8 protein-coding genes and 1 pseudogene are annotated in these 12,168 nt (G+C 36.4%); all 9 read right to left on the bottom strand.

What is annotated here, in order from left to right; all coding sequences use genetic code 11:
• Window positions 1-361: 361 nt before the first annotated feature.
• Window positions 362-1,639 carry an MFS transporter gene (locus MKY06_RS09030; RefSeq protein ID WP_098278175.1) on the bottom strand — a complete coding sequence of 426 codons (1,278 nt, stop codon included), beginning with the start codon at window positions 1,637-1,639 and terminating at the stop codon, window positions 362-364.
• A gap of 129 nt (window positions 1,640-1,768) precedes the next feature.
• The gene (locus MKY06_RS09025) at window positions 1,769-2,740 is read right to left on the bottom strand and encodes a sugar phosphate isomerase/epimerase family protein (protein WP_098278176.1); all 972 of its coding nucleotides are present in this window, start codon (window positions 2,738-2,740) and stop codon (window positions 1,769-1,771) included.
• Window positions 2,737-3,915, bottom strand: coding sequence for a Gfo/Idh/MocA family protein (locus MKY06_RS09020; RefSeq protein ID WP_098278177.1), 1,179 nt, complete (start codon window positions 3,913-3,915; stop codon window positions 2,737-2,739). Before MKY06_RS09020 ends, MKY06_RS09025 begins: the two co-directional genes overlap by 4 nt.
• Window positions 3,916-4,097: 182 nt before the next feature.
• The gene (locus MKY06_RS09015; protein WP_098278178.1) at window positions 4,098-5,279 is read right to left on the bottom strand and encodes a Gfo/Idh/MocA family protein; all 1,182 of its coding nucleotides are present in this window, start codon (window positions 5,277-5,279) and stop codon (window positions 4,098-4,100) included.
• Between the two features lie 131 nt (window positions 5,280-5,410).
• On the bottom strand, window positions 5,411-6,232 hold the full coding sequence (locus tag MKY06_RS09010; protein WP_057274749.1) for a sugar phosphate isomerase/epimerase family protein: 822 nt from the start codon (window positions 6,230-6,232) through the stop codon (window positions 5,411-5,413).
• 353 nt (window positions 6,233-6,585) lie between these two features.
• Window positions 6,586-7,587 carry a LacI family DNA-binding transcriptional regulator gene (locus MKY06_RS09005; RefSeq protein WP_098278179.1) on the bottom strand — a complete coding sequence of 334 codons (1,002 nt, stop codon included), beginning with the start codon at window positions 7,585-7,587 and terminating at the stop codon, window positions 6,586-6,588.
• Window positions 7,588-7,780: 193 nt separating this feature from the next.
• Entirely contained in the window at window positions 7,781-8,491 is a 711-nt protein-coding gene (locus MKY06_RS09000; protein WP_013056477.1) for a LytR/AlgR family response regulator transcription factor, read from the bottom strand.
• A complete protein-coding gene (locus MKY06_RS08995; RefSeq protein WP_098278180.1) occupies window positions 8,466-11,453 on the bottom strand; it encodes a substrate-binding domain-containing protein in 2,988 nt (995 codons plus the stop codon). Before MKY06_RS08995 ends, MKY06_RS09000 begins: the two co-directional genes overlap by 26 nt.
• A gap of 318 nt (window positions 11,454-11,771) precedes the next feature.
• Window positions 11,772-12,038 (bottom strand): annotated as a pseudogene (locus MKY06_RS08985) (arsenate reductase/protein-tyrosine-phosphatase family protein); the annotation flags it as partial.
• Window positions 12,039-12,168 lie beyond the last annotated feature (130 nt).

The raw sequence follows: 12,168 nt of genomic DNA, 5'->3' as shown, positions 1-12,168 counted from the left end.
TTAAATGTGGAGGAAATCGCTGACTAAGAATTAGAGCAGAAGGGCTAAGAAAGAAGAGTTATTTATTAATTTTGCATATGAACAACCTTAATACGATGGATACTTTATTTCTGCGATTATCTCATTCGATTCATACACTTTAGGCAGAGATTCTTTAAATGGGAGTATAAAATACCTCATGCATTGTTAACATCTCTAAAGAATTTACCTGTTAACTTGTCCATTAGGAAAATAAAAAAATCCATGAAATTATTTGAATTTCAAGGACTTTTTTATTATGTTTGTTATATGATATCTACTCACTTTAGTACTTCGTTAAAACAGTATAAAAGCCTGTCTGCCATATTGATTATCCTTACTTTCAACCCACTTGTTTCTCAGGTGAATAACTGCTTTTGTTTTGTTTTTCTTCACCTGGTAATTTCATAAATATCATCAAAATAGCACTAACAAAATACAAACCAGCAAATATCCACATGACTCCGTGTACACCCATGCTACCAATGAATGTTCCTACAATTGCAGGTGCAATAAAGTAAGACATTCCAGCCCCAAAACTTACAATAGCCATAGCTGAGCCTTTCTTTTCAGGTGCTAGTGAACTTACTAGAGCAGAGAGTGGTACATAACCACATAGAACGATTCCAAAAAATATGCCTACCACAGTTAATGCCCAGAAATTATGCCCGAACATTTGAGGAGTATAAAGCATAACCAGAGTCATTACACCGCAACCGAAACTGCCAATCCACATAATTGTCTTTCGCCAACCTAACCATTTGTCACTGATATAGGGAATGACTAAGTTAAAAGAGATATTGGCCACCCACATAGTTCCCCATATTTGTAACCATTCTTCTGTACTGTATCCATATTCAGAGGACAAGTATAGAGGGAAAAAGATTGGAAGAGCACCTACGCCGGTGGAGTTTATTATACGAACAACTCCTCCTATTGCAATTTTTGGCTTTTCAATACAAATAGTTAGTCCACTGAGTAAATTTTTCAATTTTTCCTTGCCGTTACCCTCACGTTCATGTACTTGGCCTTTTACAACAACAACTCCAATTAATCCACCGATTAACACCCATACGACCGCACTCCACATTAATCCGATATATCCGATTTTCGGAATCATATAAGCTGGAAAATAACTTCCAACAACATAAAGACCCCCACTCCATGCTGCCCAAAATAGCCCTATTGCCGTAGCTAAAATACGTTCAGGACTGCGATACGTAACCCAAACTAAAAACGAATAGCAAAATAAAGGATAACCAAATCCTCGAATAGCATAAGTTGGTAACATAACTGCATAATTATGCGGTTTTAGACCATATTCAATAAAAAGAATTTGACCTACTAACCAGATAACCAAGCCTGCTATCATAACCTTTCTTGGTCCCCATGCTTCTGTAAGGACACCCGAAAAGTAGGAGGCGATTGCTAATATAGCTCCGTATGCTGCAAAGAGAGTAGAAGATTGTTGAACGGTTAAGCCATGTTCAATAAGATACGGTGAAAGCCAACCATGTTCTAGACCATCTCCTACCATAAAAATTAGAGTTGCGATATAGCCCCAAATCATAGCTGATGGAAGACCTTTGGTGTTTTGCTCTCTTTTTGAAATCGCATTCATTTTACTCACCTCAAAATTATATATTTAACAATGCTGATAGTCACATTTACTCATTAGATGGTTCTCTTCAATGATTAATGATAAATACCCGACTGGGTATTTATCATTAATTATATAGGAAATATACTGTTACGCCCACCACATTTCAGTTAATTGTTCTTTAAATTGTGCGCCTTTTAATAAAGAGATGGCCTTACTTAACCCTTCATCTAACGAAGCTAGCATATCTTCATGTTCAATGGATATCACATAGTCATATCCTACCGCACGAAGCGCACTCACCATATCTTTCCATACTTTTTCGTTTTGCCCATATCCTACGGATCTAAATGTCCATGAACGATTCAAAGTATCACTGTAATGTTTTGTATCTAATACTCCATTAACGCTAATATTTGCCTGATCCAAATACGTATCTTTTGCATGAAAATGAAAAATAGCCTCTTCTCGACCAAGTTTTTTAATGGCTTCTACTGGATTAATCCCTTGCCAAATCAAATGGCTTGGATCAAAATTAGCTCCAATACTTGGCCCAGCATGCTCTCTTAATTTCAAGAGAGTTTCAGGGTTATACACAACAAACCCCGGGTGCATTTCAAGCGCAATTTGATGGATACCGTGTGACTCTGCAAATTTTACTTCCTCTTTCCAGTAAGGAATGACTACTTCATTCCACTGCCAATCTAGGATTTCCGTATATTCCGGCGGCCAAGAACAGGTTACCCAGTTCGGATTTTTGGCACCTGGGTGGTCACCTGGGCACCCAGAAAATCCATTAATCACCGGCACTTCTAAACGTTCAGCTAATAAAACTGTTTTTCTCCACACATCATGAGCCTTTTTGGCAACTATCTTATTTGGATGCAGTAAATTTCCATGACAACTTAGACCACTTATTGTAAGTCCTCTACTTTTAAGGGCAGCTTGAAATCTTTTTAATTTCTCTGGGCTCTCTAGTAATTCATCGGGATTACAATGATTGTTTCCTGGATAATTGCCTGTGCCCAATTCAACGGCCTCTACACCCATTTCACATAGTTTGTCCAGCATCTCTTCAAAAGGTAAGTTTTGATAAAGAACTGTAAACACCCCTAATTTCATGCACGTACCTCCTGCTTTACCTTCACCTTCATCCATTTTTGTTGTTCATGACTTGCTAAAATGGCGTCGGTAATGCACATGGACATATGTCCATCTTCAAATGTCGCGAAAGTGGCTTTATCACTTAAAGGATTTTTACCTTCTCGAATAAAGGTATAGAAATTCAATAATCCATTTTTTAATGCATCCGGCCAGCCTTCATTATGGCCCCCCGGATGATGAATGGACGATTTTGCTTCAGGATTAAATAAAGTAGGATCTGCAAGAAGAGTTTGATTTGGTTGATCTCGATAGCCAATCCACAGCTTTTCTGGTTCTTCTTGATTCCAAAAAGCAGAATTTTGACTGCAAGCGATTTCGAAGCTTAGCCTATTTTTTCGCCCTGCACTTACTTGAGACACAGTAAATAAGCCTTTTACCCCGTCTTCAAAACGTACAAGAACAGATGCATAGTCTTCTGTGTTAATCGGAACATCTTCATATGTTTCTTCTTGTCCTTTTTGTCCCCCAAAAGTAGATCCTTGAGAAGTAGATTTTTTTCTTACTGGTATAACAGTTGCTAGATCAGCAAAAACTTCGACGATTTTTTTACCTGTTACATATTGAACTGTATCACACCAATGAGAACCGATATCCGCCACCGCTCGTGATTTCCCTCCGACTTCGGGAGCTAAACGCCAATTAAAGTCTGTTTCGAACAATAACCAGTCTTGTAAATAACTTCCGTGCACTAAGTTGACTTTCCCTAACTCACCGTTTCTGATCATCGTTTCTAATTGTTTTACAATCGGAAATTGGCGGTAGTTAAAGTTTACGCCATGTACGACCTGGTGCTCTTTAGCTAATTTCAATAGCTCGGCAGACTCTTCACTAGACATAGCTAATGGTTTTTCCGATAACACATGTTTGCCTGCTTGTATAATTTCTTTATTAATTTGAAAGTGAAGGTGATTAGGTGTACAGTTATGAACAACTTGAATATCACTGTCTTTTAACATGTCACGATAATCCCCATAAGCTTTCGGAATTCCAAGTTCAACCGCTTTTTTTTCTGCTACTTCCTGGCCATGTTCTGCTAATCCAACTACTTCTACAAAACCGATTCTTCTGATAGCCTCAATATGAGTAGGCCCAATGAATCCTGTCCCAATAACTCCAACTTTTATTTTTCCCATTTCTTTCTCCACCTTAATAAACTGTATTTTCCATGATTTCTGTTACTTACGTAGTAGCTAAAAAGAGAATTAAAACCTTTATAGCCGTTTGTTGACTTGTTTCTATCGACCGAATCACAAATCAACAACCCTATTTCTAATAAAGGCTAGTCTACTAGGACTAGCCTCTACTAAACTATCATTTAAGCTTTCACTAAATTTCCTGTAAGATTAACCCAAATACCTTTTTCAGCTGATTCAAGGATAGCATCTGAAATAACGGCGATTTGATAACCATCTTCAAAATCTGGTGATACGCTTGTATCTTCAGCGATTGATTTGAGGAAATCATATGTTTCAATAATTTTTGTTTCCCCGTAGCCAATCCCTAATGCTGGGATTGGCCATAGACCTTCTCCATATGGATGTGCAGGTCCTGTATAAACCGTTCTGAATCCGCGGCTATCACTTGGATCATCGGAGAAACATACTTGAAGCTCATCACGGCGTTCATAGTTAAAGTATAATGAACCTTTCTCTCCGTGAATTTCAAATGTTAAGAAGTTGTTGCGACCCCAGGCATTACGAGTCGCTTCAATACTTCCTACTGCGCCGTTATTAAATTTAATTAAAGTTGAAAACTCATCGTCTACATCAACTTTACCCTTTGGTACATCAGCTTCTGCCTTTACAGTTCCTAGTTTATCTACACCGCCACTTTGAATCGGTCTTTCACCAATCCATGTCTTTGCAATAGCCATTACCTCTGAAATGTCACCCACAAGATATCTTGCATAGTCAATCACATGTGTTCCGATATCACCTAATGCACCTGAACCAGCTCGTTCTTTTTGGAAGCGCCATGATAAAGGCGAGTTAGGATCCGCAGACCAGTCTTGCAGGTATGTGCCTCGGAAGTTTAAAATCTTTCCGATTCTTCCTTCCTCAATGTATTTTTTTGCTAGAGCAACGGCTGGTGTTCTGCGATAGTTAAATGCGACCATATGTTTAACACCTGCTTCTTTTACTGCGTCAAGCATTGTTTTTGCTTCTGCTGCAGTTCGTGCTAACGGTTTTTCTGAAATGATATGTTTACCTGCTTTGGCAGCTGCAATGGCAATCTCTGCATGAGAGTCATTTGGTGTTACAATATCAATAATATCAATTTCAGGGTCTTCTACTACCTTTCTCCAATCAGATGAATAGTTTTCAAATCCTAAACGTTCCGCTGCATCTTTTGCTAACTCTTCGGTCACATCAACGACTGTGTGTCGTTGAGGAATTGCTGGTGCCGGCCAAAAAAACATTGGCATACCTGCATAAGCAAGTGCATGCGCTTTCCCCATAAATCCTCCGCCAATCATACCTACGTTTAACTTTTTCATTTTTATTCTCCTCCTATGAAAGTAGTCTATTTATTCGGAACTACTATCTTTTAAATAACATCTGCTATATCGTTATGGTAAATTAGGCTTCAAGTTCCTAATATATTATCTCTGTTACTTTCTCCTTGACCTTAAGACTTATTTGCCGTTTCAAAACTTAATAAGAAGTTAAAGCTGATTTCTGCTCCTTTTTTCGGATCATTATAGCTGTCTAATTCTACTGTAAGCCATTCATCATACCCAATCCCATCCAGCGCTTGGATCATCTGGTCAAACTTTTGATGTCCTTCTCCTAAAGGAAGAAATTCTCCATTATAATAATCTTTGAAATGAATATATTTAATGCGATCTGCATATTTTTTAATTACTTCTACCGGATTCCCTCCACCTGCTTCGATATGCGCTGTATCCGGACATAAATTAATCGTTGTTAGTGCCATTAATTTGTCCAGCTGGTCTGGGGCCTCTACGTTTGTTCCTAAATGCGGGTGATAGCTTGGAATAAGATTATATTTCTCTGCAATTACTACTACCCGATTAAGCGCATTGCCTAAATCAGCGTAATCGCTTTCTAAAATACCATTCGTACGGATAGCTCCTCCGCCAATTACTAGATGCTGCGCTCCTAGTTCAGAAGCAAGAGCTGCAACCTCTTCAATTTTTAATAATTCCTCTTCCAAAATATCCGGGAAAATAAAATTCCCTCCAGTGTAAACTCCAATAAAGTCTAAAGAGTAACGGTTCAGCAATGCTCTAAATTCTTCTTTTCTATCTTTAAATTCCATTAGATTTCCGTCAAACATTTCAAATCCTTTATATCCAACTTCTGCAATATCTTTTAAAGCTTCTTCTGTTGATCCATTTGCAAGGTAATAAAGGTCTTTTATCGAAGTGACTCCGGCAGGGTGCCCTACTACCCCGCCCCACGTATTTGTCTGATATCCTAGTTTCATGGTTTCTCCCCTATCTTTAAAGATTCCTTATGAGTGCATAGTGTATTAATACTGGGATTTCATCACCTCCCTAAATTAATTTAGATAAGAAATAATTGAACCAAAATACATGTAATCGATTACAAAGTATTCTAGACAAAGACTGTATTTTTTAATTCATTATAAGAAGAAGTTGTTTTTACTACCTGTACTTGTACTTGATTGTACTTATCAGAAATCTAAACTAAAAATCCCTTTTTAATCGGATATTAAATAATTCTTTTTCCAACCATTTGTAATCGATTACATCTTAATTTTTAAAAAATAAGAAGATTTAAATCATCAGATACATTTTCAAAAGAACTCTTATTCCCTTATGAAATATGTGTTGAGCATGAATCACGTATGATAAGCTGATCTTCCATTAGGTATTGATGTCTTTCAATTTCTTCCTTATTCATCAACTTTATAAGTAATTTCATTGCCATCGTGCCCATCTCAAAAGCTGGCTGTGAGATGGTTGTAAGAGCCGGTTTGAAAATAGATGAAAATTTTATATCATCAAATCCTACTACGGAAATATCATGTGGAACACTTAATCCTTTTGAAGAAATAGCATTTATAGCTCCAAATGCCATCTCATCATTGGCTGCGAACACGGCTGTTGGAGGATGATTAAGATCCAAAAATTGATTCATTATATTAAAACCGCTTTCATAAGAAAAATTACCCTCCTGCACTAGAACGGACTCAATTGTAAGGTTGTATCGTGCCATTGTCTGATAAAATCCTTTTAATCGATCCTGGCCTATCACTCCATCTAGAGGACCTGATATAAATCCTATTCTTTTATGTCCCAGCTTAACCAAATATTCTGTTGCTTTTTGAGCCCCACTGATATTATTAATAGAAACGGTGGGGATGGCTGAACCTTCTATATATTCACATGCCAAAACTACAGGATATTTGAGAGCCATTTCCTCAATGTTCTTCGATTTCATTCTCGCCGTTAGTAAAACCATTCCATCAGCTTTTTTTTGGAGAAGTATGTTTAAATACCCATTTTCTCTTTCCAAATCATTGCCCGTATCCCCAAGCAGAACTTGATATCCGTTTATGACGGCTACAGACTCAATTCCTCTTAATACTTTAGAAAAAAAAGGATTTGTTATATCAGGTACAATGACTAGAATCGTTTTGGTTTCTAATGTTCTTAACTGGCGAGCTAATGCATTTGGCTGATAGTTTAATTCTTTAATTACTTGTAATACTTTCTCAGTCGTTTCTTCCGTTACAGTGTTAGGTTTACTTAGTACTCTTGACACTGTAGCAGTTGAAACATTTGCTTTTTTTGCTACATCTATTATTCGCACCATTTTACGACTCTCTTTTCTTGTTCTTCTCTATAACAGAATTGTAATCGCATACAAAAATATTGTCTAATTGGATTCAGACAACATTTTCTGAGATTCAAACTCTTTAAATTTCCTTTTAAGCGTCGTTTTTATCCATATAAACAAAAAAACAACAAATTAAAAAAACTCAGCACTTATTGCTGAGCTCCATGTTTTATAATAATTTGTACCTTTGCAGATTGTCTACTTTATGCTTGGAAATCCTTGCAGTTTCCTTATAATCTTTAAAATAGGCTTTATACATTTGACCCGTTGCTTCGATTCTTGTTAAAAGTTCCACATTTATAATATAAGATCTATGAGATATCATAAACCTAGAATCAACGGCACCTTCCAAGCTGGTTAAAGCTTCATTTGTCTCGAATTTACCATTTTTAGTATGAATGACAGATTTCCGATCAAGTCTTTCAATAAAGATAATTTCTTCTAATGGAATAAAAACTATATTTTTCTGCTGTTTAATCATTAAATCCTTTTTAAATGAATGTTCTTTATCAACTAGTGAAATAGACACTTGGGAGGCTCTCTCTAAAGCACCATATAAACGATTTCTATCAATTGGCTTTAAAATATAGTCCACTGCCTTTACGTTAAATGCCTCAAGTGCATAATCATCATGGCCCGTAATAAAAATAACTTGTAAAGTCGGGAAAAGTTCTTTACATGCTTTAACCGCTTCCATCCCATTCAATAAGGGCATTCCGATATCTACTAAAGCAAGATCCGGTTTTTCTTTCGTAACATAGTGTATCAATTCTTCACCGTTGGCGGCCTCTCCGACAATTTTATATTTAGATAAACTCCCAATAAAGTACCTTAACAATTTTCTTGAGGTAACATCATCGTCTGCGATCAATACTTTCATCTTGTTGTTCCCCCTTTTCCCTAGCGCTTCTTGATTTCGCAACACTTTGAATAATATCTGGAGCGTCTTCATGATAAACGAGCTGCCAAGCATCAATTACATTTTCTTTCATTACTTTTAGAGACGGAACGGCTACATAAGGTGGCGCTTGTTTTCCAAGTAGGCCGTACCCTGCTAGAATCGCTTCGGCGACTCCTTGCTGGTATGGTAGCTGGGCACCTAGTCCTTTAATAGGTCCATCCTGTGCAATTTCCAAGGCGACATTCATACCCAAATCCATTGTCGTAATGACTAAATTGCTTTTTTTTGCAGTACGAGTTGCCCTCAAAGCTCCTTCAGCCGGTACATCCCATACAACAAAAATACCATTTAAATCCTGATGTTCAGCAATCATAGCGGATGCCACTTTTTCTCCATCATTCGAATCAGTAATGCCCCTGCGATCCACAATTTGAATGTCAGGGTACTTTTCCTTTATAGTTTTTTCAAATGCTTCCGTTCTTTGTTTGGTTGCAAAAAAATCAGCATCATGATAGATAATCCCAACCTTACCTTTTCTATCTAATTTTTCAGCCATGATATTGGCCGATTCAATGCCATTTCCATAATTGTCAGCTGAAACAATACTTACATAATCCTTCCCATGCTGCAAACCATTCGGTGTATTGTCCATAAACACCAGCTTCACACCAGCTTGGGCCGCTTTTTGATATACGCTTGCAGTCAATTCTGGATCAACTGGAATGCTCACCAGGATATCCGGGTTTTTGGCTAAAATGCTTTCAATGTCGGCTACTTGCTTTTTCCATTTAAATTCTGCATTTGTCACGGCTACTACCTCAATGCCCATTTTCTCAAAAGTAGTTTGCATTCCTTCCAATTGAGACCTTGACCAATCACTTCCAGTATAATGCATGGCAATAGCAGCCCTATATTTCTTTTTCTTAATTTTTTTTAGCTCTTTCAAAGATAACCGAAGTGTTTTTGCTGAGACAGCTTCCTCGCCATGTGGTCCTGTACTTAAAATTTTATGATCTGGAATATTTTGATTAATTGTATTGTTTAGCGTTTCACTTAGGATTGTCAAAAACTCTTGTACATGAATGGGCTTTGTTAAATAGTTATTAAATCCTTTATCCAATGTATATTGAATATCCTTTGGCATTGCATTGGCACTTACAGCGATGACAGCAATATCTTTCGTTTCTTTGCCTGCTTTTAAAATTTCAAATACTTCATATCCGTTAATATCTGGGAGGTTAATATCAAGAAGAACCAAATCTATTTTTTCGTTTGCTACAATTTCTATTCCTTCTTTTCCTGTACAAGCTGATAAAAGCGTATAGGAAGGCTGCGATTTAATGATGTTACTTACTAAGTGCAAGTTGGATTCGTTATCTTCAATATATAGCAAACGATAGTTATCTTCCTTCCTATTATTTGTTGGAGGAAATTTAGTTTGTTCACCCCATTGTATGACAGTCTTTAAATCATTTGGAAGAGGAAGACTAAAGCAAAACTCACTTCCTGTTCCTTTATTGCTTGTTACATTAATCTCCCCTCCCATTAGATGCACCAGCTGTTTAACTAAAGATAACCCAATCCCTGTACCTTCTTCTTTTGTACTTTCAATTCGATAAAATGGAACAAACACTTTAGTATATTCCTCTACAGAAAAACCCACACCTGTATCTACGATATGAATGTACTGCTTATTCTCTTGTAAACGACAGAAAACGATGACTTTTCCATTTTCTTGATTGTATTTAATAGCATTATCAAGTAGGTTCAGCAATATTTGTTTAAGACGTATAGGATCAGCAAGAACGATCATATCTTCCCATTGATCCAGTTGGCTATAAATACTGATATTCTTCTTCTTAGCCAATGGTTGTACAATATTGATGCATTCCTTGATGACAGTTAGAAGATGAACTTCCTCTACAGAAATCTTTAAATTTCCTGTTTCTATTCTTGACACGTCTAAAATATCATTAATTAAACTTAATAAATGGCTTCCTCCACTTAAAATCTCCTGTACAAAATCACGCTGTTGTTCATTTAAAGATTCATCCATCTCCAATAATTGAGCAAAACCCAGAATTCCATTCAGCGGCGTACGCAGTTCATGACTCATCTTAGACAAAAAACTTGATTTGGCCATGTTCACTTTTTCAGCTTCTTCTTTTGCCTGAATAATAACTCTTTCCATTTTTTTTTGTTCTGTGATATCCTCAAACTCCCACAAGTAGCCTACAAAATCATTTTCCTCATTTAAAGGAAAACAATTGTAGCGTAGTGTCCTACCTGTATCTATTTTAATTTCTTTCGTAGTTCTCGTTCGTTTTTCTGTATTTTCGAACTTATTTTTATTAATTTCCTTATCAAAAAGATAATGTAAATCCGAAGCCTGCATCCCAATATGGCAATCAACTTCCCCCTTCAACTGGAAAAGCTCATAAAATTTCCTATTTAAGAGCCTTATTTTTTTATTGCAATCTGTTACTGCAATCCCACTATCTAACCGATCAATCAAACTACGCTGGAATGCATAGGAATTCATTAATTTTCGTTCTTGTTCTTTTTGAAGAATGTCCTCTTTCATAATCTTTTTGTGAGTAATGTTCACACAAGTGCCGACTACTTCAGCTACTTTCTCCTTATAAAATAAAGGTCTTAAATAAATTACATAATAGATACCTCTAAATTCACCTTCATATTCAATGTACTGTCCTTCCCATGCTTTTTTGTAATGACCGTTTAGTAAATCGGCAGTGTCAATATCATCCCAATAAAAATCATGAAGCGTCTTTCCGACGATATCTTCTCGATTAAACCCCAATCTATACAGTAATTCTCCCTCGGCAAAAGTATGAATAAACTCGTTACTTTTTTGTACAAACTTAAAAATCATCCCGGTATCAGTAAAGCCTGGTTGTGAAATATATCTGGAATCCTTCATTTGTTTCGCCCCTAGTTAGTTAAAAAAATATAATAGGGATTCTATATGATGAATCCCTTACTTTACGTTCTTTACAGTGCTTAAAGATTAATTTGAAACCAATTATTCATTTCTAATGATTATTGTAATCGCTTTAAAAATTATACTTTTCTTATTATAAGCTTGACTATATTGATTAGTCTAACAATACTTATCCATGAGGCTGCCACGCCTTTATTAAAGAAGGAAGAGATCAAAACAGGGAGTCGTCTTTTTGACATTCCTAAAAGGAAAGATATTTATGTCGTTAATCCGTCTATGGAACTTTACATAAAAGCTTCGAATTATGAATGCCCATTTTTCTTCATCTGTTCTTTCTGCTTTTAACGGGTCATCAAAACTCCAGTGAACTTGTTTCACATGTAGAGGAGTTACAGAGCAATGCTCTACTGCGTATCCGCATAGTGTCACAACTAAAGTAGTATTATCAAGAATTTCAGGATTGATTACATAAGATACTTGGTTTGAGATATCGATTCCTACCTCTTTCATTACTTTTATGGCATTAGGATTTAAAGCATGAAATTCAAGCCCAGCACTTTTTAGCCCAACTTTCTGCCATGCCATATTTAAATCAAAAAAATTTGATGTAATTAAAAGGGTTCTTGTTCAGCTAACCTATCAGTTAGCTAACAAGAAAAAAACTATCGAAGCGTTTAGCCTCTGCTATCATAAA

This window comes from Priestia sp. FSL P4-0332, assembly GCF_038005845.1.
Lineage (GTDB): Bacteria > Bacillota > Bacilli > Bacillales > Bacillaceae_H > Priestia.
Note: the sequence above shows the minus strand (reverse complement) of the source record. Positions and strands in the feature narration are given on the sequence as shown.

Bases quoted from the DNA above. Each gene is read 5' to 3' on its own strand.
- MKY06_RS09030 (WP_098278175.1), bottom strand. From the start codon at position 1,639: ATGAATGCGATTTCAAAAAGAGAGCAAAACACCAAAGGTCTTCCATCA.
- MKY06_RS09025 (WP_098278176.1), bottom strand. From the start codon at position 2,740: ATGAAATTAGGGGTGTTTACAGTTCTTTATCAAAACTTACCTTTTGAA.
- MKY06_RS09020 (WP_098278177.1), bottom strand. From the start codon at position 3,915: ATGGGAAAAATAAAAGTTGGAGTTATTGGGACAGGATTCATTGGGCCT.
- MKY06_RS09015 (WP_098278178.1), bottom strand. From the start codon at position 5,279: ATGAAAAAGTTAAACGTAGGTATGATTGGCGGAGGATTTATGGGGAAA.
- MKY06_RS09010 (WP_057274749.1), bottom strand. From the start codon at position 6,232: ATGAAACTAGGATATCAGACAAATACGTGGGGCGGGGTAGTAGGGCAC.
- MKY06_RS09005 (WP_098278179.1), bottom strand. From the start codon at position 7,587: ATGGTGCGAATAATAGATGTAGCAAAAAAAGCAAATGTTTCAACTGCT.
- MKY06_RS09000 (WP_013056477.1), bottom strand. From the start codon at position 8,491: ATGAAAGTATTGATCGCAGACGATGATGTTACCTCAAGAAAATTGTTA.
- MKY06_RS08995 (WP_098278180.1), bottom strand. From the start codon at position 11,453: ATGAAGGATTCCAGATATATTTCACAACCAGGCTTTACTGATACCGGG.